The sequence below is a fragment of the Mycobacterium sp. 1164966.3 genome (genome assembly GCF_001665395.1).
In the GTDB taxonomy this organism is placed as follows: domain Bacteria; phylum Actinomycetota; class Actinomycetes; order Mycobacteriales; family Mycobacteriaceae; genus Mycobacterium.
In genome coordinates this window covers 14,793-38,517 of the sequence record NZ_LZSG01000035.1, presented here as the reverse complement: position 1 = coordinate 38,517, position 23,725 = coordinate 14,793, and the positions used below count along the sequence as shown (strand labels likewise).

Here is a 23,725-nt window from a genome sequence, read left to right as displayed (position 1 = left end):
ACGTGCGACCGGTTGCGCGCTGGAGACAACCCAAGAGGTACCTGTGGCTCATCGCGGCCGCCATCCCCGCGCTCGTCTACGGGTCATGGCTCGGGGTCTGGCTCACCGGTCTCGGCGTGTTCTGGTGGACCAGTCCCATCCTGGCGTTCGGGATCCTGCCGATCCTCGACCACGTGGTGGCACGCGACGCCGACCACCAGCCGGACAGCGTTATCGCGTGGCTGGAAAACGACCCCTTCTACCGCTGGGTCACCTACCTCTACCTGCCCAATCAGTACCTGTCACTGGTGTTCGCGTGCTGGCTGTGGGCCGGCGGCGGCTGGGTGACCATGTCCGTCGTCGACAAGCTCGGTCTCATGGCGACAGTCGGACTGATGGGCGGCCTCGCCATCAACGCGGCGCACGAACTCGGCCACACGCGGGAACAACGCGAGCGACGCTTGAGCAAGATCGCGCTCGCGCAAACCTGCTATGGACACTTCTTCGTCGAGCACAACCGCGGACACCATGTCCGCGTCGCCACCGCCGACGACCCCGCGAGCGCGAGATTCGGCGAGAGCCTGTATGCCTTCCTGCCGCGGTCGGTCCTCGGTGGTGTGCGCTCGGCCTGGCGACTGGAAACCACCCGATTGGCCGGGATTGGTAGATCTCGTTGGTCACTCCGCAATGACGTGGTCAATGCCTGGCTCATCACCTTCGGGCTGTTTACCGTACTTGCGGTATGGTTTCGTCCCGTCGTGCTGCCATGGCTTGCCGGCCAGGCGATTATCGGCTTTTGCCTGTTGGAGACGGTCAACTACCTGGAGCACTACGGACTACGACGGCAGAAACTGTCCAGCGGCCGCTATGAGCGCGTGCGCCCCGCCCACAGCTGGAACAGCAGCACGGTGATCGCCAACATTCTGCTCTTCCACCTGCAGCGGCATTCCGATCATCACGCCAATCCGTTGCGCAACTATCAGGTGCTGCGTCATGTCGATGAGGCGCCGCAGCTTCCGAGCGGCTACAGCGCCATGCTGCTGCTGGCGCTCTTCCCGCCGCTGTGGCGCAAGCTGATGGACCCGCGGGTGCTCGATTTCTACGGCGGCGACATCAGCCTGGCCGCGCTGAAGCCCGGTTCTCTTGCCCCGTTAAGCTGATTGGCGATTCCGGACTTGAGAAGGAGACGTCGGTGGCGAAAGAGTTTTCGCATATCGACGCGGCGCTCCGCAAGTTCATGCAGGACCAGGCCATGTTCTTCGTCGCCACGGCACCGTCGGTAGGCGGGCGAATCAATTTGTCGCCCAAGGGTTATCGCGACACATTCGCGGTGCTCGACGACCACACAGTCGCTTATCTCGACCTGTTCGGCAGCGGCACCGAGACAATCGCGCATCTGCGTGACAACGGTCGGATCACCATCATGTTCTGCTCGTTCACCCGCAACTCGCGGATCTTGCGGCTGTTCGGCAGCGGACGGGTGGTCCGTCCGGATGATCGCGAATTCGACTCGCTGCGAAAGTATTTCGCGAACATGCATGCAGGTCTGCGAGCGGCGGTCGTCGTCGATGTGAACCGGATCGCCGACGCCTGCGGCTACGCGGTGCCTTACTACGAGCTCGTCGACGAGCGACCGGTGCTCGACGCGCATCACGCGAGGGCGACCGAGGAAGCTTACGTTCGGATGCGCGGCCGCAACCAGCACAGCATTGACGGCCTGCCCGGGCTGGATCCCGACCACCCGCTGCCGCCGCGCCCAGCGTGAGTCTGGCCGCACGTTCGGCGCCGAGCGCGCGGCTGGCCGCACACTCGAGCCAGGAATAGAACTAGATGGCGCGCTTGAGGTCGTCGACCTTGTTGAGCTGCTCCCACGGCAATTCGATGTCGGTGCGGCCGAAATGCCCGTAGGCGGCGGTCTGCGCGTAGATCGGGCGCAGCAGGTCCAGATCGCGGATGATCGCCCCGGGCCGCAGATCGAAGACTTCGGGGATCACTTTCTCGATCTTGATCGGGTCGACCGCCTCGGTGCCGAAGGTCTCGACGAACAGGCCGACGGGAGCGGCTTTGCCGATGGCGTAGGCGACCTGCACCTCGACCCGCTGGGCCAGGCCCGCCGCAACGATGTTCTTGGCCACCCAGCGCATCGCGTACGCCGCCGACCGGTCCACCTTGGACGGATCCTTGCCGGAGAACGCGCCGCCGCCGTGGCGGGCCCAGCCGCCGTAGGTGTCGACGATGATCTTGCGGCCGGTGAGCCCCGCGTCACCCATCGGGCCGCCGAGCACGAATTTGCCGGTCGGATTCACCAGCACCCGCACCGACGAAGCGTCCAGCGTGTCGTGCGACAGATCGTCGAGGACGGTGTTGAGCACCTTCTCCCGGATGTCCGGAGTCAGCGTGCCTTCCAGGTCGATGTCGGCGGCGTGCTGGGTCGAGACGACGACGGTATCCAGCCGAACTGGAACGTTGTCCTCGTAGGCGATGGTCACCTGCGTCTTACCGTCCGGACGCAGGTAGGGCAACACTCCGTTCTTGCGGACCTCGGTCAGCCGCCGCGACAGCCGGTGGGCCAGCGCGATCGGTAGCGGCATCAATTCCGGGGTGTCGTTGATCGCATAGCCGAACATCAGGCCCTGGTCACCGGCGCCCTGCGTATCCAGCGGGTCCGCGGCGCCCTCGACGCGTGCCTCGTGAGCGGTGTCCACGCCCTGGGCAATGTCGGGCGACTGCGCGCCAATGCCGATGTTGACCCCGCACGACGCGCCGTCGAAGCCCTTGTCGGACGAGTCGTAGCCGATCTCCAGGATGCGCTCACGGACCGTGTTGGTGATGTCGGCGAACGCCGTCTTGGCCGTCGTCGTCACCTCACCCACCACGTGCACCTGCCCGGTGGTCACCAGCGTCTCAACCGCGACACGGGAGCGGGGGTCCTCCGCCAGAAGCGCGTCGAGGACGGAGTCGCTGATCGCGTCACAGATCTTGTCGGGATGGCCCTCGGTCACCGACTCACTGGTAAACAGCCGACCCTTCTCGCTCACCCTGTCATCCTTCCGTCCTTCGTAAACTTAGTTAGGCAAATTATTTTAATGGCCGCTGCTTGAACCGACCAAGCCGGGCAGCCTGCCAGGCGGTTATCCGGTTTCGCCTTGCAGGAACGCGACGATCGCATCAACGATACGGCTGGCCATTAGCGTCTTGGAGCCGTGCTGCAGCGCCGACTCGGTGCCGTCGGAGGCCAGCAGCCAGCCGTCGTTGCTGTCCACCTCGAAGGCCCTGCCGTCGCCCACCGCGTTGACCACCAACAGGTCGCAGCCCTTGCGGCGCAACTTTTGCCGGGCATGGAAAAGCACGTCGCCGTTGGCGTCCCCGGTTTCGGCGGCAAACCCCACGATGGCCCGCATGTTGGGCAGTTCTCCATGAGCACGCGCCCGCACCGCGCCGGCCAGCACGTCGTCGTTGCGCACAAGCTCGATCGTGGGAGCTTCGTCCTGACTGTCCGGGCGTTTCTTGATCTTCGCGGCGGCCACCTGCGACGGCCGGAAGTCGGCGACCGCGGCGGCCATCACCAGCACGTCGGCTTCGGGCGCGTGCTTGGACACCGCGTCGCCGAGCTGCTCGGCCGAGCTGACATGCACGACATGGACGCCCGCGGGGTCGATCAGCCCCGCGGTGTGCCCGGCGATCAGTGTGACCTCCGCGCCCCGCTGGGCGGCGACCCGGGCGACCGCATAACCCTGCTTGCCGGAACTGCGGTTACCGATGAAGCGCACCGGATCGATGGGTTCGCGGGTGCCGCCGGCGGTCACCAGGAGCCGGCGACCGGCCAGGTCGTAGGGCAGGGCGTCGTGACGCTCCAGCAGCAGCTGGGCGAGAGTGGTGATCTCCTCGGCCTCGGGCAGGCGGCCCATCCCGCTGTCGGTGCCGGTGAGCCGGCCCGACGCCGGTTCCAGCACCACCGCACCACGGCGGCGCAGCGTGGCCACGTTGTCCACGGTGGCCGGGTGCAACCACATCTCGGTGTGCATGGCCGGGGCGAACAGCACCGGACATCGCGCCGTGAGCAGCGTGGCCGTCAGCAGATCGTCGGCGCGGCCGGCTACCGCACGTGCCAGCAGGTCCGCGGTGGCCGGAGCCACCACCACCAGGTCTGCCTGTTTGCCGAGCTGGACATGGGGCACCTCGGGGACGTCGTCGAAGACGCCCGTGTGGACGGGCTGACCGGACAGGGCCTCAAAAGTCGCGGCGCCGACGAAGCGCAATGCCGATTCGGTGGGGATGACCCGGACCTGATGACCGGCCTCGGCGAGCTGACGGACGACGGTGCACGCCTTGTATGCGGCGATCCCTCCGGTGACGCCGACGATGACCCGTTTTGAAGTCCGATTGCGGTCGTACACAGCGCCCGGCCTGCCCTGTTACTCGCCCTCGGTGTGCTCGAGCAGGTCGGCGTGGATCTCGCGCAACGCGATGGACAGCGGCTTTTCCTGCAGTCCGGGCTCGACCAACGGGCCCACGTACTCGAGGATGCCCTCACCGAGCTGGTTGTAGTAGTCGTTGATCTGACGAGCTCGCTTCGCCGCGTAGATGACCAGCGCGTATTTGCTGGAAACGCGGTCCAGCAACTCGTCGATGGGCGGGTTGGTGATGCCCAGGGGGGTGTCGTAGGCGCCTTGCCCACCTGCCGACGGATCGAACTGATCCACGGCGGCGACGGCGGTCAGTGACGTGTCGGACTGGGGGGTACTCACGTAGTCAATCTCCTGGGGACGGCTGAAGTGCGTAGCGGGCAGAAAGCGGTTAAGAATTTGGGTTCGGAGCGGTGCCCACCAGCAAGGATATCAATTCAGCACACGCGGACTCCAATTGACTGTTCACCACGACCTCGTCGAAGTCGTCTTGAGCTGCCAATTCGGTGCGGGCCGTGTCGAGACGGCGCCGAATGACCTCCGGAGTTTCGGTACCGCGGCCGACCAGTCTGGACTCCAGATCCTCCCAGCTGGGCGGCGCCAGAAACACGGCCAGGGCTTCCGGCATCGCCCGCTTGATCGCCCTGGCTCCGGCCAGGTCAACCTCGATGAGCACGGGCAAACCGGCCGCGGTGGCATCCCGCACGGGCTGGGCCAGGGTGCCCGATCGGTGCAGCCCGCCGTGTATCTCGGCCCACTCCAAAAGCGCACCTTCATCGATGAGCTGCTGGAACCGGGCGGGACTGACGAAGTGGTAGTCGACGCCGTCGACCTCACCCGGCCGGGGCTCCCGCGTCGTGGCCGAGACGCTGAAGTGCAGGTTCGGAATCCGCTCCCGCAGACACTTGACGACGGTCGACTTGCCGACCGCGGAGGGACCGGACAGCACCACCACTCGGCTTGATGGTGGCGACCCGCCTCGCCCGGCTCCGCCGCGCTCGCGATCGCCACGGTTCGATGGTGGCGACCCGCTTCGCCCGGCTTCGCCGCGCTCGCGATCGCCACGGTGGCTTGTGCTCGGTCCCCCGCCAGCGCTCATCGGCGCTCCCGTCGGGAGCTGATTGCCGGCCTCCTCCTCAAGCCTGGCGGCCTGCATCGTCGGCCGGCGCGGCTCAGGCGGAGCCGAACTTTTCCAGCAGAGCCTTGCGCTGACGGTCGCCCAGGCCACGCAGGCGGCGGGTCGGCGCGATCTCCAGCTCGGTCATGATCTCCTGCGCCTTGACCTTGCCCACCTTCGGCAACGCCTCGAGCAGCGCAGAAACCTTCATCTTGCCCAAGACTTCGTCGCTCTCGGCATCCTTGAGCACCTGCGTGAGGTTGGTGCCGCCGCGCTTCAACCGGTCCTTGAGCTCTGCTCGCGCTCGACGTGCGGCAGCAGCCTTCTCCAACGCGGCCGCACGCTGCTCGTCGGTCAACTGGGGAAGAGCCACGATTCCTCCGTCTCTCATCGATATCAATCGATCTTTTCTTGTCTCAGCCGGGTACTCCAGCCAGCGGGAACGACCGTACTCACGCTTCCTGACGAAATCTAACCCGCCCCCCTGGTTGGGGGCACAAATGCCCAGCGTGGACGCGGCGCGTTTCGGCGAGGGCGGGCCCTCCCCGGGTCTCTCAAAGCTGCCGGACACGACGTTCGTTCGGCGGCAGCAGCCCCTCACGACCGGTTTGGATACCGTGTCTACCAGCGGTTTTAGCGTGTCGGCGGGATTTCGCACGGTCGACGAGCCGACGTAGCGGCGCCCCCTTTTTGCGCTGTCACGAGGCGCAGTGCGAAGAATCACCGATTGTCGTCGCGTGTCGCGCGTGTCGCGCCGCCGGTAAAGCGACCCCCGCGGGCGCGTAGAGCTACGATCAATCGGTGCCGAACCTGCGGATACGTCAGGCGGCCGAGTTGCTGGGGGTCAGCGACGACACCGTCCGGCGATGGATCAACAACGGCACTTTGGCGGTAAGTCTCGACTCATCCGGTCGCAAGGTCATCGCCAGCGAGGAACTGGCCCAGTTCTCGCGCAACAACGCCCCGGCGCCGCCACCCAACCCGCTCAGCGTCGGCAGCTCGGCTCGCAACCGTTTTGTCGGGCTGGTCACCAAGGTCGTCAGCGACACGGTGATGACCCAGGTCGAGATGCAGTGCGGTCCCTTCACCGTGGTATCTCTGATGAGCACCGAGGCGGCCCAGGAGTTGAACCTGCAGCCGGGCAGCGTGGCGGTGGCCGTAGTCAAGGCCACCACGGTGATCGTGGAGACCGCCGAACCCGAGGCGGTGACTTCGGAGTAGCACCAGGGCGTTGGGTGTGAAACCACGGCTTCGGGTGTGAATCCTGGGCTTTCCGGGTGAAACCACGGCAGAATCTGAACAATTTCCCCGCCATGGCTTCACCCCCAGCGCCAACGATTCACACCCAGCGAGGGCGCACCATCGCCTAGGCCTTCATCAGATAAGCGACGGCGTCCAGCATCCGCTCGCCCGCGGCCCGCAGCTCCGCGACGCCCGGCCCGGCCCGCAAAACCTCCCGCGCCACCGCCGGCAGCAACTGGTCTGGCGCCGACCCACCCAGACCGCCCAGCGCCTCGGGCCGACCGCCCTGAGCACCCACACCGGGCACCAGCACCGGTCCGCCCAGCGCGCTGAGGTCGGGCGCCTGCAGGACCGTCGCGCCGACGACGACGCCGACGGATCCGGGTTCGGGCTGCATCGCCTTGTTGGCCTCCCGATTGAAGTTAGCGACGTGGTCGACGATCAGCTGGGCCACCGTGCGGCCGTCGGCGTCGGCACGCTGCACAGTCGCGCCCTCCGGGTTGGAGGTCGCCGCCAGGACGAACACCCCACGGTCATGCGCCGCGGCGACTTCGAGCAGCGGCCGCAACGAACCGAACCCCAGATAGGGCGAGGCCGTCACGGCGTCGGTGGCCAGCGGCGAATCGCCGGCCCATGCGGCCGCGTACGCCGCCATGGTCGTCCCGATGTCGCCGCGCTTGGCGTCTGCCAGCACCAGCACGCCGTCCTCCTGCAGCGCGGCCACGGTGCGCTCCAGTACCGCGTACCCCGCAGCGCCGTAGGCCTCGAAAAACGCCACCTGTGGTTTGACGACCGCGAAACCGGCGAACGCCGCTACGCAGGTCTCGCAGAAAGCGGCCAGCCCGTCGGCGGTGGCCGGCAGGTCCCATGCCCGCAACAGGTCGGGGTGCGGGTCGATACCCAGGCACAGCGGCCCACGATTCGCCTTGGCCTCGGCCAGCCTGGCACCGAAACCGGTCACTTGCCGGAGCTTCCCGGACTGATACTCCGGTGCAGTTCTTGCAGCGACCGCACCCCGATGTCGCCGCGGATGCCGGCCTCGATGCCCTGCACGGCTGCCGACGCGCCCTGCACCGTGGTGACACACGGGATGTTGACGGCGACTGCGGCCGAACGGATCTCGTAACCGTCGATACGGGGACCGGAGTTGCCGTACGGCGTGTTGATGACCATGTCGACCTCGCCGGCCTTGATGGCATCGACGGCAGATGTCGCGGGCCGCCCCGGCTGCGGCTCCTCGAAGTGTTTGCGCACTTCGTCGCAGGGGATTCCATTGCGGCGCAGCATCTCTGCGGTGCCTTCGGTGGCGAGAACACGAAAACCCAAGTCCGCCAACCGCTTGACCGGAAAAACCAGCGAGCGCTTGTCGCGGTTGGCGACGGACACAAAGACGGTTCCGCGCGCCGGTAGCGATCCGTAGGCGGCGGTCTGGCTCTTGGCGAAGGCGCTGCCGAAGTCGCGGTCGATGCCCATGACTTCGCCGGTCGACTTCATCTCCGGGCCGAGCAGGGAGTCGATGGCGGCCCCGTCGATGCGGCGGAACCGGTGGAACGGCAACACCGCCTCTTTGACGGCTATCGGCGCGTCCTGCGCGGCGTGCGCCCCGTCCCCGGAAGCTGCCAACAGCCCCTCGTCGCGAAGCTGAGAAATGCTGGCGCCCAGCATGACCCGAGCGCACGCCTTGGCCAACGGGATGGCCGTGGCCTTCGAGACGAACGGCACCGTACGGCTGGCCCGCGGGTTGGCTTCCAGCACGTAGAGCACGTCGTCCTTGAGCGCGTACTGCACATTGATCAGCCCGACCACGCCGATGCCGTGTGCGATGGCCTCGGTGGCACGGCGGACCTTCTCGATGTCGCTGCGGCCCAACGTCACCGGTGGTAGCGCGCACGCCGAGTCGCCGGAGTGGATGCCGGCCTCCTCGATGTGCTCCATGATGCCGCCGATGTAGACCTCGCTGCCGTCGCACAGCGCGTCCACGTCGATCTCCACCGCATCCTCGAGGAACCGGTCGACGAGCACCGGATGCTCGGGGGAAAGCTCGGTGGCGCGGGTGATGTAACCCTTCAGCGTCTCCTCGTCGTAGACGATCTCCATGCCGCGGCCGCCCAGCACGTACGACGGCCGCACCAGCACCGGATAGCCGATGTCCGCCGCGATTTGTCGCGCTTGCGCGAAAGTGGTTGCGGTGCCGTACTTCGGCGCCGGCAAGCCCGCGGTGTTCAGCACGTCACCGAATGCGCCGCGGTCCTCGGCCAGGTCGATGGCCTCGGGCGGAGTGCCGACGATCGGAACCCCGGCATCGGCGAGCCGCTGCGCCAGGCCGAGCGGGGTCTGTCCACCGAGCTGAACGATGACCCCGACGACCCCGGGACCGCCGGCGCCGGACTGCGATTCGGCCCGGTACACCTCGAGGACGTCCTCGAAGGTGAGCGGCTCGAAATACAGCCGGTCGGCGGTGTCGTAGTCGGTGGACACCGTCTCCGGGTTGCAGTTGACCATCACCGTTTCAAAACCCGCCTGCGACAACGTCGTTGCCGCATGCACACAGCTGTAGTCGAATTCGATGCCCTGGCCGATCCGGTTCGGACCCGAACCCAGGATCAGTACCTTGGGCTTCTGCGTCTGCGGTGCCACCTCGGTCTCGGCGGCGGGGTCGAGCTCGTAGCTGCTGTAGTGGTACGGAGTTTTGGCTTCGAACTCCGCGGCACAGGTGTCCACGGTTTTGTACACCGGGTGGATGCCCAGCCGCTCACGCAGCGACCGCACTCCGTCCTCCCCGGCCAATTCCGGTCGCAGCGCGGCGATCTGGCGGTCCGACAGCCCGCTGTACTTGGCGCGTCGGAGCATGTCGCCGTCGAGGACGGGGGCGTCGACCAGCTCTGCGCGCAGCACCTCCAGCTCGCCGACCTGTGCGACGAACCACGGGTCGACGCCGGAAACCTGCGCCACCTGCTCGACGGTGGCCCCCAGGCGCAGTGCCAGTTCGATGTCGTAGAGGCGGCCTTCGGTCGGTGTCCGCAGCCGCGTCAGCACCTCGTCCAGGCCGCCGGCGTCGTCCGGCTTGGTCCAGAACCCGGTACGCGGCGCTTCCAGCGACCGCATCACCTTGCCGAGGGCTTCGATGAAGTTGCGGCCCAATGACATTGCCTCGCCGACGGACTTCATCGTGGTGGTCAGGGTGGGGTCGGCACCGGGGAACTTCTCGAAAGCGAACCGCGGCGCCTTGACGACCACGTAGTCCAGCGTCGGTTCGAAGCAAGCCGGCGTTTCCTTGGTGATGTCGTTGACGATCTCGTCGAGGGTGTAGCCGATGGCCAGCTTGGCCGCGATCTTGGCGATCGGGAAACCGGTGGCCTTGGACGCCAGCGCGCTGGACCGCGACACTCGCGGATTCATCTCGACCACGATCAGCCGCCCATCGCGCGGGTTGACCGCGAACTGGATGTTGCAGCCGCCGGTGTCCACGCCGACCTCACGCAGGATCGCGATGCCCAGGTCGCGCATCCGCTGGTACTCCCGGTCGGTCAGGGTCATGGCCGGTGCGACGGTGACCGAGTCACCGGTGTGCACGCCCATCGGGTCGACGTTCTCGATCGAGCACACCACCACCACGTTGTCGTGGCCGTCGCGCATCAGCTCGAGCTCGAATTCCTTCCAGCCGTAAATAGATTCCTCGATCAGCACGTTGGCGCTGGGTGAGGCCGCGAGGCCAGCACCGGCCATCCGATCGACCTCCTCGAGCGATCGCGCCATGCCCGAGCCCAGTCCGCCCATGGTGAAACTGGGCCGCACCACAACCGGCAGGCTCACTTCTTCGACCGTCTCGCGAACTTCGTCCATGGTGAAACACACACGGCTGCGCGCGGATTCACCGCCCACTTTGGCGACGATGTCCTTGAACCGCTGGCGGTCCTCGCCGCGCTGGATGGCATCGAAGTCGGCGCCGATGAGCTCGACCCCGTAGCGTTCCAGCACCCCGTTCTCATAGAGCGCCACCGCCGTGTTGAGCGCGGTCTGCCCACCCAGCGTGGCCAGCAACGCGTCGATCTTGTTGCCGCGCTGGGCCTGCTGGGCGATCACCCGTTCGACGAACGTCGGGGTGATGGGCTCGACGTAGGTGAAGTCGGCGTACTCGGGGTCGGTCATGATGGTGGCCGGGTTGGAATTGACCAGGCTCACTTGCAGTCCCTCGGCCCGCAGCACCCGGCAGGCTTGGGTGCCGGAGTAGTCGAACTCGCAGGCCTGCCCGATCACGATCGGCCCCGAGCCGATGACCAGGACGTGGTTGAGGTCGGTCCGCCGCGGCACTAGCGCCTTCCTTCCTGGGCGCGAGGGTGCGCAAATCTACGCCGTTTACGGCGTGTCGCCGTACATATGCGCACCCTCGCGGTCATCGACGGCCCGCCATCAGGTCGACGAATTGGTCGAACAGGTACTCCGCATCGTGCGGCCCGGCCGCCGCCTCCGGGTGGTACTGCACCGAAAATGCCCGCCCGTCAACGAGTTTGACGCCCTCTACCACGCCATCGTTGGCGCAGGTGTGGCTGACCACGGCCGGGCCGAACGGCGTGTCGAAGGACTGGCCGGCCTCGCCTTCGAGAGCAAAGCCGTGGTTCTGTGCGGTCACCGCGACCCGCCGGGTGGCGTGGTCGATGACCGGGATGTTGATTCCGCGATGACCGAAGACCATCTTGTAGGTGGACAACCCCAGCGCCCGGCCCAGGATCTGGTTGCCGAAACAGATGCCGAACAACGGGATTCCGGCGCCCAGCACCTCGCGGGTGAGCCCGACCACGTGGTCGGCGGTGGCCGGGTCCCCCGGGCCGTTGGACAGAAAAACGCCGTCCGGCTTGATTTCGGCGATCTCCTCGAAGGTGGCCGACGCCGGCAACACATGGCTGCGGATGCCTCGGCGGGCGAAGTTGCGCGGCGTGTTGGTCTTGATGCCCAAGTCCAGCGCGACCACGCCAAATCGTTGCTGTCCCTCGGGTTCCACCACATAGTTCTCCGGTGTGCTGACCTCGCCGGCGAGGTCGGCGCCCAGCATCGGCTCTTGAGCCTGCACCCGCTCGATCAGCTGACCGGGGTCGGCGTACGCGGCGCCGGAGAATATGCCCGCCTTCATCGAGCCGCGGCTGCGCAGATGGCGCACCACGGCCCGGGTGTCGATGCCAGCTATTCCAACGATGTGCTGGCGGATGAGCTCGTCTTCCAGGGTCCGGCTGGCACGCCAGTTGGACGCGCGCGGTGACGGGTCACGCACCGCGTATCCGGCGACCCAGATCTTGTCGCCGCGGCTCTCGGCGTCTTCGTCGTTCCAGCCGGTGTTGCCGATCTGCGGCGCGGTGGCAACGACGATCTGCCGGTGATAACTGGGGTCGGTCAGCGTCTCCTGATAGCCGGACATGCCGGTGCTGAACACGGCTTCGCCCAGCGTTTGGCCGATGTCGCCGAACGGTCGCCCCGTGAAGACGCGGCCGTCCTCGAGTACCAATAGCGCCTTACTCACGAGCGCCGCCCCTCTTCATCGGCGCCGCTCACGCGGCGCACGGTCGGGTCGCCGGCGAAACTCACGCGGCCTCCTGCCAGCCGTCGACCCAGTCGGTGTAATCGTCGCGGCTTCTCGCGCGAAAGCCGGTGTCCATTTCCACGCCCGAGGGTAGCCGCCAGCGAATCGCCAATATTCCGGCCCGAGAACCGACCTTGCCCGCCATGCCGCGTTCGGTGCGGATCGCCGAAATCGCCTCCCCCGGAATCCAAATCGGGCGGGCACGGATGCGTTCGATCAGAATGCCCTCGGGGTGACGGCTCATCACCGCCTTGGTCCGGTACCCCAAATCGCCGACGGCGACCCGGTCGTTCCAGTTCGGGGCGAGCGTGCATCCGCAATAGTGGCCGCGGGTGGTGATGGTCGCCGAGCCGACACGGTCGGGCAGCTCGGGCAGTGCGCCCAGCAACTCCGCCTGGCGCTGCGCGCGACTTCGCCAGCCGCGCATCATCAGCTGGATCACGAAGGCGATCACCACCACCAGCACCGCAGCGAAGATCAGCGACCCGACCAGCGTGCCCGAGTTCATGCGGGGCACTTCCCATCCCGTGCGGTGACCTTCCCGCGCAACAGGGTCGCGGTGACGGTCGCGGGCAACGTCATCGACTCATACGGTGTGTTGGCCGATCGGCTGACCAAGTCGCCCCCGGTGACGGTCCAGGTGGCGTCGGGGTCGACGACGGTGAGGTTGGCCGGCTCCCCCACCTCCAGCGGTCGGCCGTGATCAGGTAACCCGACGATGCGCGCGGGATTCTCACTCATCACCCGGCCGACCTCGCGCCACGTCAACAGGCCGGGCTGCACCATCGTCCGCACCACCACCGACAGCGCGGTCTGCAACCCCAGCATGCCGGGGCGTGCTGCGGAGAACTCGACGCATTTCTCGTGCTCGGCATGCGGCGCGTGGTCGGTGGCCACACAGTCGATGATGCCCTCGGCAAGCGCGTGCCGCAGCGCCATCGCGTCGGCCGCCTCGCGTAGCGGCGGATTGACGCGGTTCACGCCGTCGTAGCTGGCCAGCCTGCCGTCGTCAAGCAGCAGGTGGTGCGGCGTGACCTCGGCCGTGATCGAAATGCCCTGCTGCTTGGCCCATTTCAGGATCTCGACGGTGCCCGCGGTGGAGGCGTGGCAGATGTGCACCCGCGCGCCGGCGTCGCGGGCCAACAGTGCGTCGCGCGCGACGATCGCTTCCTCGGCGGCACGGGGCCATCCGGACAGTCCCAGCCTGGCGGCCGTGGGTCCCTCGTGCGCGACGGCACCGACGGTCAGCCTGGGCTCCTCGGCATGCTGGGCGACCAGCACCCCAAGACCGGTCGCGTATTCCAGGGCGCGGCGCATCACCAGCGGGTCGTGTACGCAGTTGCCGTCGTCGGAGAACATGCGCACCTGGGCAGCTCCGGCCGCCATCATCCCCATCTCGGTCAGCACCGTGCCGGCAAGTCCGACGGTGACCGCGCCGACGGGATGCACGTCGACCAGGCCGACCTGCTGACCGCGGTGCCAGACATGGTCGGTGACCACCGGGCTGTCCGCCACCGGATGAGTGTTGGCCATCGCGAAAACCGCGGTATAGCCGCCGAGAGCCGCTGCCGCCGAACCGGTTTCGATGTCCTCGGCGTATTCGCGGCCGGGTTCGCGCAGGTGTGTGTGCAGGTCGACGAATCCGGGCAGGAGTACGTGATCGGTGGCGTCCACGACGTCGGCCGTGTCCGGAATAGGCAGTCCGGCACCGATCTCGGCGATCTGGCCATCGTAGCCCGGGCTGCCGATGAGCACATCGACGCGCTCGCCCTCGCCGTACAACCGGACACCGCGCAGCAGCACACTCATGCGGCACCTTCTTTTTCCCGCGTTTCGGTTCCGACCAGCACGTGGAACAGCACCGCCATGCGCACATGCACACCGTTGGAAACCTGTTGCAGCACAGCTGATTGCGACGAATCAGCTACCGAAGAGGAGATCTCCATGCCGCGCACCATCGGCCCCGGGTGCAGCACCACGGCGTGCCCGGGCAGCATCGCCTGACGTCGCGAGGAAAGCCCGTACCGCACCGAGTACTCGCGCACCGACGGGAAGAAGCCGCCATTCATCCGCTCGGCCTGCACTCGCAGCATCAGCACGGCATCGGCGGCGGGCAGTTCCGCGTCGAAGTCGAAGGAAACGGTCACCGGCCACCCGTCCACCCCGACCGGCAGCAAGGTGGGCGGGGCCACCAGCACCACCTCCGCCCCCAGCGTGTGCAGCAGCATGACGTTGGAACGGGCGACCCGGCTGTGCAGGACGTCGCCGACGATCACGATGCGCCGGCCTTCGATACCGCCGAGCCGCTGCCGGATGGTCAATGCGTCCAGCAGCGCCTGGGTCGGATGCTCGTGGGTGCCGTCACCGGCGTTGATCACCGACGGGCCAGAGCCATCGGAAGTCGTTGCCGCCGAAGTCCATTCGGCCAGCAGATGCGCCGCCCCCGACGCCGGATGCCGGATGATCAACGCGTCCGCACCGGCCGCGCGCAAGGTCAGCGCCGTGTCGCGCAGGGACTCGCCCTTGCCCACCGACGAGCCGGCCGCGCTGACGTTGATCACGTCGGCGCTCATCCACTTGCCGGCCACCTCGAACGACACCCGGGTGCGGGTCGAGTTCTCGTAGAACATCGTGACCACCGTGCGTCCGCGCAGCGTCGGCAGCTTCTTGATCTCACGGCCGACCAGTGCCTGCGCGAACCGGTCCGCGTCGTCGAGAATCGCCGTGGCATCCTCACGGCTGAGGTCACCGGCGGCAAGTAAGTGGCGACTCATCAGGCTGTCATCCTTCGGGGTCCCTCGCGATCACCACGCCGTCTCGGCCGTCGTGCTCGCTGAGCAGTACGTGCACGCTTTCGCTGCGCGAGGTAGGGACGTTCTTGCCGACGTAGTCGGCGCGCACCGGCAGTTCGCGATGGCCGCGGTCGACCAGCACAGCCAACTGCACGATTCGCGGGCGCCCCACATCGCGCAGCGCGTCCAGGGCCGAGCGCACCGAACGGCCGGAGTACAGCACGTCGTCGACGAAGATCACCAGCGCGTCGTCGACGCCCCCGGCCGGAATCGACGTCGCCTCCAGCGGCCGCGGCGGCTTGGTCATCAGATCGTCGCGATACAAGGTGATGTCCAGTGCGCCGTGACCGACCTCGACGCCGCTGAATTCGCGGATGTGGGAGGCCAGACGCATGGCCAGGATGACGCCGCGGGTCGGGATGCCCAGCAGCACCACATGTGGCCCGTCAGGACTGTCCAGCGCGGTCTTTTCGATGATCTGATGCGCGATACGGGAAATGGTTCGACCGACGTCGGCCGCGGACATCAGTTCCCTGCCGGTGGCGGCGTCACCCGCTGCACCCATACGAGACATGATTTTCTTTCAGACCTCCTTCTCCGCCTCTCCGGACGGATCGTTAAAGGATGTCGACTGCCGGGCAGCCTAGCATTGCGTGCGCCGTCCGCCAGGACGCGGGCCGCGTGGCGGCATCGTCGCGAAACCTCTTGTCACATGCGCCACAGTGGCCTCTGGCGGCGGGCGCTTTTGGTATGAACTGACGTGAACCGCTCAGCCGGGATCGTGACCGCGGCGACCGTCATGCGCCCACGCGAGCAGGTCCGGAGCCGCGAGCTGGCCGGCGCGGTCGTTATAGCGCCGAAACGCGTGTTCGGTGAAGAAGTCCCGCCATTCACCGCTGCCGCCGGCCCGGAAGAACCGCTCGTTGCTGTGCCAAACGCCTTCGGTGGAGTCGGGGGCGAACTCGTCGGCGCGGGCGCGCATGGCTTCCAGCGTGGCATGCTCCACCAGCTCCTCGGCTCGGTCCCGCCCGAGCGGGTACCCGAGCGTTAGGCCGAGGTGGATGAATTCGCCGACCAGGTCCCGCTGGTAGTCGGCGTAGTGGAAGAGGGCCACATTGGGCAGGTGGCGGCGGTCCCACAACGACGCAAAATGGTGCAGCACGTTGGCGAGCGAGCCCATGCCCTGCACGGGGGGTTTGGGCCCGATTCCGGTGGGCCCGAAGCCTTCTGGCGGCACGAACCCCATCCCCTTCGGGGGCCGGTTGCCCATCCCCTCGGGAGGCATGATCGGTCCTTCCATCCAGTCCCGGAACGCCTGCACCGGGCTGGGAACTCCGGCGGCAGAAGGGGGCGGCGGTACCGGGTGCCCCGGCGATCCGCCTTGCAGCCGCCGCAGGCGCTTGACGTTCATGTTGTCCCATTGCCGCAATTCCGACACCGCTGCGTCGCGCGGATCGCGGCCGACCCCGAGGTAGGTGACGCGGTCGTCGAGCACCAGTCCGTCCAGCGGCGTGTGGGTCTTTAGGAACCGACGGTGATCTTGCGCATCGAGGGCGGCGACGACCTCGTCGACCGGCCGGATGTTCAAGTCGACCCACGGCGACACCGTCGACAGTGGCCCGGGCAGCTCCGGTCCGTCGAAGACGAGCAGTGACACCAGCCGTTGGGTCCAGGTCATGCCGCACTTCGACGGCGCGGAGATGACGATGTCGCCCTCGCGCAGCTTCAGCGCGTCCCAACGCAGGTTGTCGCTCAGCCACGAGCGGTAGACGACTCGGCCGGCCATCACTTATCGGGGTCCCAACCCCTGCGGCCCTCATGAGCCCAGGCCAGCAGGTCCGCCCCGGCCAATTCACCCGCGCGCTCGTGATAGCGCCGGTGCTCAGCTTCGGTGAAGATCTCCCGCCACTCTCCTCGCCCGCCGGCCCGGAAGAACGGCTCGTTCCTTTGCCACCCGCCGTCGGTGGCCTTGGGGGCGAGCTCCGAATCGCGAGCGCGCATGGCGTCCAGCGTGGCGTGCCGCGCCAGCTCCGCCGCACGATCGCGATCCAGCCCGGTACCCAGGACCGCAGCCAGCCGCACCAGCTCGCCCACCAGGTTCGCCTGATAGTCGGCATAGTGGAACAACGCCACGTTGGGCAGGTGACGCCGGGACCAAACCGAGTCGAAGTGGTGCAGGACGGTCGCCAGCGACGCGATCCCCTCGGTGGGGGCGACGGGCTGCTCCATCCAGGCGCGCAGCACGTCCAGTCGGCTGAACTCGCCTCCGAAGTCCCGGCGGATCGGTGGGAACGGCTCCCCGGGCGGTCCCTCGGCAAGGCGCAGGGCGCGCATCCGGTCGTGGTCCATCAGCATCGAAACCGCGGCATCGCGCGGGTCGCGCCCCACCCCGAGGTAGGTGACGCGGTCGTCGAGCAGGAGCCCGTCCAGCGGCGTGTGGGTTTTGATGAAACGCCGGTGGTCCTGCGCGTCGAGGGCCGCGACGACCTTTTCCACCGGCTGAACGGTCAGGTCGAACCATGGCGAGACCAGCGGCAGCGGCCCCGGCAGGTGCGGCCCGTCGAACACGAGCAACGACACCAGCCGCTGCGTCCAGGTCGTGCCGCACTTGGGTGGTGCGGAGATCACGATGTCGCCCTCGCGCAGCCGCAGGGCGTCCCACCGCAGGTTGTCGCTCATCCACGAGCGATACATCACCCGCTCCGGCATCAGCGGCGAATGATGTCGAACAGCATTCCCTCGACCGTGACCCCGGGGGCGAACGCCAGCGCCACCCCAGTCGAGATTTCCTTGCCCGACTCGGGCTGCCGCACCATCGTTTCGAGCACGAAGATCAGTGACACGCTCAGCATGTTGCCGAACCCAGCCAGCGCATCCCAGCTAGGCGCCGCCCGCTCCGGCGGGATCGCCAGCGAGCGCACCGACTCCTCGATGATCCGGGGACCACCCGGGTGAATAGCCCACAGGTCGATGTCGGACTTCTGTAATCCGTTGTCTGCCAACATCTCTGCCACCACCGGAGCAACGCCGGCATAGATGTAGTCGGGCAGGCTCTCGGACAGTTCACAAGTGATGCCGTTGGGGTTGACGCCGAGCACGATGCCGTCGGATGCGCCGTCGAGGAGCCGGCTGAAGCTGGTGCGAATCACCACCTTGCCCGGCTCGAGTCTCTCGTGCACCTGGCTCGCGCCGATCACCAGCGCCGCGCATCCGTCGCCGAACAGGCTGTGCGTCACCACGTCGTTGACATCATCGGCGAAAACCGCGTTAACCGAACACAATTCGACGCACACCACCATGGCCTTCAGGTCCGGGTGTGCGCGAACGTAACTGGCGGCGATGCGAACGGCGTTCATCGCGGCCGCGCAGCCCATGAAGTTCACCACCACCCGCGAAACCGACCTGGACAGACCGAGTTCCCTGACGATCGCGACATCCACCCCCGGCGCGATGAATCCGGTGCTGGTCACGAACACCAGCAGACCGACTTCGTCTGTCGCATAGGGAAGGGCGCCCAGCGCCCGCCCGCCTACCTCCACGGCCAGGGGAACCGCGTGCCGGTGGAACAGGTCCATGCGGTCCCGGATCGTCGCGGGATTCCGCCGAAACGACTCGAACTCGGCATCGAGCGGGTCCACCGCCATACGGCGGGTTACGACCTTGGTCTTCGCGTACACGCGACGGATTCGGTCCCGCTGCACCGGGTCGTTGAACAGGCCGCCCACCCGGTCGGCCGCCTCGCACTGATTCACCAGCCGCTGCGGGGTGCCGGTCGCGATGCTTTCGATCACCGCCACCGTGGTTGGCGGGGACGGTGGCAACTCGGCCAGGCTATGGCCTTGCTGCTCACAGCTTTCCGGTTGGGGGGCACCGCCCTTCGAGACGCTCATACCGAGCCGATTCCGACGAAGCCCTGAATCACGTAGTCTGCGCTTGCTTTTAAGGCCGAGGGCGAGCAATGCTCGCGCAGGAAGCCCCAATTCAGCTCGCCTGCCTGCCGGGAGGGTGCCCACAGGTACGTCCGGCACAGCTTGGGAAGCCTATCGGTGACAAAGCTTTTCGCCGGAACCCACTCGATGCCGAATCTGGCCGCTTCTTCGGCCAGCACGTCCTCGGTGGCGATGTTGGCGAATCCGCTGCGCTGAAACGGCAGCACATGATGGACGCGGTGCGAGCTCAGGCCGGCCGAGAGGAAGCAGTCGACGTAGCGATTCCCGACCACCTTCAGGTCGTCGGCATGCTCGAGTTGATCCCGTCCCCAATCCTGCTCACCGCTGCGCCCACCATGTTCGAAATCATGGCTGGCGACCACAAGGAAGGTGCTGATCCACAACGTCGCGACGAATTGCAATGCCCAGGCCCAGAAGTCGCCGGCCGCGGCGAACACCACCAGTTCGCCGACGAGCAGCAGCCGCACCGCCGAGGATCCGAGGAAATGCGGGAGCGCCCGGCTCCAGCTTCCATACGACTCGTGTACGCCGACTTTCCACGTGATACGCCAGACGTCGGCTATCCGGACGGCCATGCCGGTCAGCAGATGCCCGAACTTATGGATGGTGTGCACCGGCACCCGATACAGCCGGGGCAGCCGCATCATCATCGCGAACACGTTCTTCTTGATGTCCACCCCGCTCTGGGTGTACGGGTGGTGCAGCAGGGTGTGTCCGTCGGCGGTGACCAAAGACAGCGCGACGTAGTTCATGTCGAAGGCGTTGCCGAAGACCCGGGTCATGCCCCGCTGTGCGCGGTGCAGCGCGTAATGACCGAACCCGGTCAGCGAACTGCGCAGCAACACCATCGCAATCACGAAGAGCGGCAATGGCATCCACTGAGGTTCGGTCAGCCGCAGCGCCTGCACGGCGAAATAGGCGACGACCAGCAGCACCGCCACGATGTTGAAATACGTGTCCATACGCTTGATCCGGGCGGCGAGGGCTGGCTCGTTCAGCCGGGCTTTGACTCTGTGCAGCAGATCGTCGTCGTCGAATCGGTACTTCGGGGTGTCCCGCCAGCTGTTGAATTCCTCGTCGAACAGGAATGCCGGCGCATTGTGCTTCGGGTGGATGTCCTGCGGCGTGGCATCGCGGCCTAAGGCGTACCGCCGCTGCATGATTCGTTCCACCTTTGCCGGATCACGGTGGTAGGCGGCGACGATGGCGGTGATGTCACGGTTCTTGGTCCGCCCGATGAAAAAGGCGCCGCCGGGATGCTTGGCGATCCAGTCACTCAGGTCGTAGGCGCGCCCGTCGTAAACCCATACGTCTGACAGCCTTGGCCCGCCCGGCGGGGCAGCGGCGCTTGGCGAAGCGTCACGCTCCCGTACTTCTGGGAGGTCGTTGGTCATTCGCATTCCTCCAGCTCTGCCGTCGGTGGAGGTACCAGGGTTATCAGGGGTATCGGGGCGGGAAAACCGGCCCAGTATTTCGGGCCGGCTCCCACATCTGGATTCACGCGGTGGCTGTCGCCGGCTATCCCGTGGGGTTGGGGATGTTGACCGGCTGACCCCACGCCGACAGGGTGATGCTGACGTTGCCCTGGCCCTTGTCCACCACCATCCGCACCAGATTCGCGGTGGTTCCCGGCGTCGCTTTCACGTCGGTGATGTACAGCGTGATCGGCAGGGGCGCGGTCGCGTCCTTGGCAATCTGCGGAATGATCGGGTCGATCACCGCCGCGTCGATGGTTCCGGTCACCTTGACGGTGGGCACGCCGTTGATGTTCTCGTTACCGGCGATCTGCGGGTTCTGGACCTTGCCGATGGCGCTGCCCAGACCTTTGTCCTTGTCCAGGATGATGCCCGGGTCGTAGATCTTCACCGCCGGTCCCACCGAGGTGTACTTTCCGGTCTCGTTCTTCGTGTACATGGTCTTGTTGGTGACCAGGAAGTCCTTGCCGACGGCCGGCGCCTGCGGTTGCAGCCGGATATTCGCGTGGCCGATCGCCTGACCGTTGCCCTGGGGCTGGTTGGTCACGTCGGCGTCGACGCTCTCCATCGGCAGCGTCGTGAGGTTGGTGGTCGCCAGGATAATGTGGAGCGAACGCAGGGCCGTGGTCGCCTTGGAAGCGTCCTGGACGAGTTGCGCGGCTTGAGGTGACGGCGCCACAGACGTTCCCCCGGACGGCGAGGCCGCACCCGATGTACCACTGGATGTCCCGGACGTACCAGGAGTTTGGGATCCGGAAGTCTGAGACGTCGACGACTTATTCCCGCAGCCCGCCAGCACGGCCGCGATCAGTGCCACTGCGGCCACGATCGTAAGAGATCTCGGGCGGGAAGGTCGATGGTCAGCTCGTCGAAACGAGGTTTGCGCTTGGTCGGTCAAGCCCATCATTGGCAGCCTTTGCTGAGTTATCTAATCGGTGGGAATGAGCAGCGATTCGCTACGCTCGCGTGCAGTACGGACGAGGTCCTCACAGTCTGAGCTCTCGCCGGAGATTCCGGGTCTTGGTGACTGCATACCCGCACCCTGGCTCACCGGCAGCGCCAACGTCTTTCGAGACATGCGCCGCCCTCCCAGCTTGTTCACCAGATCGCATCGGCCGGAGAGCAGCGAGATTAGCATGCTGCGGGGTGCGCGACGAGCGGTTTCGGCAAAGCAGCAATCGGACGGGACGCGCTGAATCCCGAGTCCAGCGGGTCGCCCAGCCGGCAGAATGGGTTGCCAGCAAGTTCCTGCGGCCTCGGCGCACGCCGCTTCCGCCGACGCTTTACCCTCGACCGGTGACTCTCGACGCCAATCAGGTCTCGATTCGGGAGGTCTGCGATGCCGGTCTGCTCGCCGGTGCGGTCACGGTTGTCTGGCAGCGGGGAGAAGTGCTGCAGATCAACGAGATCGGCTACCGCGATGTGGATGCGGGTCTGCCGATGCAGAAGGACACCCTGTTTCGCATCGCGTCGATGACCAAGCCGGTCACGGTCGCGGCGGCGATGAGCATGGTCGATGCGGGCACGCTTGCCCTGGACGAGCCGATCGCACGCTGGACGCCGGAGCTGGCCGGTGTTCGCGTGCTCGACGACCCCAGGGGCTCGCTGGACCGGACGCATCCCGCGCGGCGCCCCATCGTGCTCGCCGACCTGCTGACCCACACCAGCGGCCTGGCCTACAGCTTCTCGGTGTCCGGACCGCTCTCCCAGGCCTACATGCGGTTGCCTTTCGACCAGGGTTCCGACACCTGGCTGGCCGAACTGGCCGGGCTGCCGCTGGTGCATCAGCCCGGTGATCGGGTGACCTACAGCCATGCCACCGATGTGCTGGGTGTGATCATCGCCCGCGCCGCGGGCAAACCGTTTCACCAGGTGCTCGACGAGCGGATCCTGGGTCCGGCGGGCATGACTGACACCGGATTCTTCGTGTCAATGGAAGCGCGAAGACGTGCCGCAACCATGTATCGCCTCGACGACCAGGGACAGCTGCGCCACGACGTGATGGGGCCGCCGCACGTCAAGCCGCCGTCGTTCTGCAACGCGGGCGGCGGGCTCTGGTCGAGCGCCGACGACTACCTGCGGTTCGTGCGGATGCTGCTCGGCGAGGGTTCGGTCGACGGTGTCCAGGTGCTCTCGCCGGAGTCAGTGCGCCTGATGCGCACCGACTGGCTCACCGACGAGCAGAAGCGGCACAACTTCCTGGGCGCTCCGTTCTGGATTGGGCGCGGGTTCGGTTTCAACCTGTCGTTGGTGACCGATCCGGCGAAGTCGGTGCCACTGTTCGGGCCCGGCGGCGCCGGGACGTTCAGCTGGCCCGGCGCGTACGGGACGTGGTGGCAGGCCGATCCGACTGCGGACCTGATCCTGCTGTACCTCATTCAGAATTGCCCCGACATCTCCGTCGATGCGGCCACTGCCGTGGCCGGCAACACGTCGCTGGCCAAGCTGCGGACGGTGCAACCGCGCTTCGTCCGCGAGACGTATCGCGCGCTGGGTCTGTAGCGGAAACCCGATGGCCGACTACCCGCCTGACCGCATCGCCGGAGCGCGGCTGCTGCTGCGCCTGCCGGTGCCCGACGATGCCGGCGCGTTGTTCCAGCGCGTCGCCCGCGATCCCGAGGTGACCAGATACCTGTTGTGGAGCCCGCACCCCGACGTGGCAGCGACACGGCGGGTGATCACCGAGAAACTCAACGCCGGCGACGACGAGCGGACCTGGGCCATCGCGCTGCGGCATAGCGACGAGCTGATCGGCCTGACCAGTTGCCGGCGCCCGGTGCGGCACTCCGTCGAAATCGGTTACTGCATCGGCCGGCGTTGGTGGGGCAAGGGTTTGATGTCGGAGGCGTTAGCGATGCTGCTCGCCGCGCTGGAAGCCGACCCGGATGTGTATCGCGTGTGGGCCACGTGCAACGTCGACAACGATCGGTCGGCGCGACTGCTGGAGCGTGCCGGGTTCGTGCTGGAGGGCCGGCTGGCGCGCCATGCCGTCTATCCGACCATCGGGCCCGAACCGTGCGACAGCCTGCTCTACGCCAAGGCGCTGCGCTGACGCTTGGCGTCCGCCAAGACTGCGGTGAGGGCGCGTTCCGGGGAAAAACGCAGCGCTGAGCCCAGTTTCGATGCCATCGATGCAGACTCGACGCTCCTGTGCTCGGATCACTCGCCGAACGTGGGGGATATGGACGAAAA

Annotated in this window: 22 protein-coding genes; 5 read left to right on the top strand and 17 right to left on the bottom strand. The window is 66.8% G+C overall.

The features are described from left to right. Nucleotides 1-2: 2 nt before the first annotated feature. Together A9W99_RS12225 and A9W99_RS12220 are read left to right on the top strand one after the other, a co-directional pair. Nucleotides 3-1,139 (top strand): alkane 1-monooxygenase, encoded by a 1,137-nt coding sequence (locus tag A9W99_RS12225; RefSeq protein WP_067377589.1) that lies wholly within the window; start codon nucleotides 3-5, stop codon nucleotides 1,137-1,139. 32 nt (nucleotides 1,140-1,171) lie between these two features. Next, nucleotides 1,172-1,744: a pyridoxamine 5'-phosphate oxidase family protein gene (locus A9W99_RS12220; RefSeq protein WP_067377586.1), complete on the top strand. Its 573-nt coding sequence runs from the start codon at nucleotides 1,172-1,174 to the stop codon at nucleotides 1,742-1,744. 61 nt (nucleotides 1,745-1,805) lie between these two features. Here the strand turns inward: A9W99_RS12220 and metK are convergent, their stop codons facing one another. The 5 genes from metK to mihF all read right to left on the bottom strand — a co-directional run bounded on the left by metK (nucleotide 1,806) and on the right by mihF (nucleotide 5,875). Further along, entirely contained in the window at nucleotides 1,806-3,017 is a 1,212-nt protein-coding gene (metK, locus tag A9W99_RS12215) for a methionine adenosyltransferase (RefSeq protein ID WP_067377582.1), read from the bottom strand. A 93-nt stretch (nucleotides 3,018-3,110) separates the two neighbouring features. Continuing rightward, a complete protein-coding gene (gene coaBC / locus A9W99_RS12210; protein ID WP_067377578.1) occupies nucleotides 3,111-4,376 on the bottom strand; it encodes a bifunctional phosphopantothenoylcysteine decarboxylase/phosphopantothenate--cysteine ligase CoaBC in 1,266 nt (421 codons plus the stop codon). An 18-nt stretch (nucleotides 4,377-4,394) separates the two neighbouring features. Beyond that, entirely contained in the window at nucleotides 4,395-4,727 is a 333-nt protein-coding gene (gene rpoZ, locus A9W99_RS12205; RefSeq protein ID WP_067236127.1) for a DNA-directed RNA polymerase subunit omega, read from the bottom strand. A gap of 49 nt (nucleotides 4,728-4,776) precedes the next feature. After that, entirely contained in the window at nucleotides 4,777-5,340 is a 564-nt protein-coding gene (gmk, locus tag A9W99_RS12200; RefSeq protein ID WP_067377575.1) for a guanylate kinase, read from the bottom strand. A gap of 217 nt (nucleotides 5,341-5,557) precedes the next feature. Continuing rightward, nucleotides 5,558-5,875 (bottom strand): integration host factor, actinobacterial type, encoded by a 318-nt coding sequence (mihF, locus tag A9W99_RS12195; RefSeq protein ID WP_003407240.1) that lies wholly within the window; start codon nucleotides 5,873-5,875, stop codon nucleotides 5,558-5,560. A 428-nt stretch (nucleotides 5,876-6,303) separates the two neighbouring features. Between mihF and A9W99_RS12190 the strand changes: the two genes are divergently transcribed. Further along, nucleotides 6,304-6,723 (top strand): molybdopterin-binding protein, encoded by a 420-nt coding sequence (locus A9W99_RS12190; RefSeq protein ID WP_067377572.1) that lies wholly within the window; start codon nucleotides 6,304-6,306, stop codon nucleotides 6,721-6,723. Between the two features lie 145 nt (nucleotides 6,724-6,868). Here the strand turns inward: A9W99_RS12190 and pyrF are convergent, their stop codons facing one another. The 12 genes from pyrF to A9W99_RS12130 all read right to left on the bottom strand — a co-directional run bounded on the left by pyrF (nucleotide 6,869) and on the right by A9W99_RS12130 (nucleotide 21,440). After that, entirely contained in the window at nucleotides 6,869-7,705 is an 837-nt protein-coding gene (gene pyrF / locus A9W99_RS12185; protein WP_067377569.1) for an orotidine-5'-phosphate decarboxylase, read from the bottom strand. Next, nucleotides 7,702-11,055 (bottom strand): carbamoyl-phosphate synthase large subunit, encoded by a 3,354-nt coding sequence (gene carB / locus A9W99_RS12180; protein ID WP_067377566.1) that lies wholly within the window; start codon nucleotides 11,053-11,055, stop codon nucleotides 7,702-7,704. Before carB ends, pyrF begins: the two co-directional genes overlap by 4 nt. Nucleotides 11,056-11,137: 82 nt before the next feature. After that, on the bottom strand, nucleotides 11,138-12,256 hold the full coding sequence (carA, locus tag A9W99_RS12175) for a glutamine-hydrolyzing carbamoyl-phosphate synthase small subunit (RefSeq protein WP_067377563.1): 1,119 nt from the start codon (nucleotides 12,254-12,256) through the stop codon (nucleotides 11,138-11,140). 61 nt (nucleotides 12,257-12,317) lie between these two features. Then, entirely contained in the window at nucleotides 12,318-12,824 is a 507-nt protein-coding gene (locus A9W99_RS12170; protein WP_067377560.1) for a transporter, read from the bottom strand. Beyond that, entirely contained in the window at nucleotides 12,821-14,125 is a 1,305-nt protein-coding gene (locus A9W99_RS12165) for a dihydroorotase (RefSeq protein ID WP_067377557.1), read from the bottom strand. Before A9W99_RS12165 ends, A9W99_RS12170 begins: the two co-directional genes overlap by 4 nt. Then, nucleotides 14,122-15,093 (bottom strand): aspartate carbamoyltransferase catalytic subunit, encoded by a 972-nt coding sequence (locus tag A9W99_RS12160; RefSeq protein ID WP_156623073.1) that lies wholly within the window; start codon nucleotides 15,091-15,093, stop codon nucleotides 14,122-14,124. The genes A9W99_RS12165 and A9W99_RS12160 overlap by 4 nt, the downstream gene beginning before the upstream one ends. A gap of 4 nt (nucleotides 15,094-15,097) precedes the next feature. Next, a complete protein-coding gene (pyrR, locus tag A9W99_RS12155; RefSeq protein WP_067377551.1) occupies nucleotides 15,098-15,673 on the bottom strand; it encodes a bifunctional pyr operon transcriptional regulator/uracil phosphoribosyltransferase PyrR in 576 nt (191 codons plus the stop codon). Between the two features lie 204 nt (nucleotides 15,674-15,877). Beyond that, nucleotides 15,878-16,894, bottom strand: coding sequence for a sulfotransferase domain-containing protein (locus A9W99_RS12150; protein ID WP_067377547.1), 1,017 nt, complete (start codon nucleotides 16,892-16,894; stop codon nucleotides 15,878-15,880). Beyond that, complete coding sequence (locus tag A9W99_RS12145) at nucleotides 16,894-17,817, bottom strand: sulfotransferase domain-containing protein (RefSeq protein ID WP_067377544.1); 924 nt, start codon at nucleotides 17,815-17,817, stop codon at nucleotides 16,894-16,896. Before A9W99_RS12145 ends, A9W99_RS12150 begins: the two co-directional genes overlap by 1 nt. After that, on the bottom strand, nucleotides 17,817-18,998 hold the full coding sequence (locus A9W99_RS12140; protein WP_067377541.1) for a type III polyketide synthase: 1,182 nt from the start codon (nucleotides 18,996-18,998) through the stop codon (nucleotides 17,817-17,819). The genes A9W99_RS12145 and A9W99_RS12140 overlap by 1 nt, the downstream gene beginning before the upstream one ends. Next, on the bottom strand, nucleotides 18,995-20,452 hold the full coding sequence (locus A9W99_RS12135) for a cytochrome b5 domain-containing protein (RefSeq protein WP_156623072.1): 1,458 nt from the start codon (nucleotides 20,450-20,452) through the stop codon (nucleotides 18,995-18,997). Before A9W99_RS12135 ends, A9W99_RS12140 begins: the two co-directional genes overlap by 4 nt. 124 nt (nucleotides 20,453-20,576) lie before the next feature. After that, entirely contained in the window at nucleotides 20,577-21,440 is an 864-nt protein-coding gene (locus tag A9W99_RS12130) for an LppX_LprAFG lipoprotein (protein WP_067377538.1), read from the bottom strand. A 389-nt stretch (nucleotides 21,441-21,829) separates the two neighbouring features. Here A9W99_RS12130 and A9W99_RS12125 point away from each other — a divergent pair, with 389 nt between their 5' ends. Both A9W99_RS12125 and A9W99_RS12120 read left to right on the top strand, forming a co-directional pair. After that, a complete protein-coding gene (locus A9W99_RS12125; RefSeq protein ID WP_067377803.1) occupies nucleotides 21,830-23,035 on the top strand; it encodes a serine hydrolase in 1,206 nt (401 codons plus the stop codon). 10 nt (nucleotides 23,036-23,045) lie between these two features. After that, nucleotides 23,046-23,585, top strand: a complete 540-nt coding sequence (locus A9W99_RS12120) for a GNAT family N-acetyltransferase (protein WP_067377535.1) — start codon at nucleotides 23,046-23,048, stop codon at nucleotides 23,583-23,585. Nucleotides 23,586-23,725: the final 140 nt, after the last annotated feature.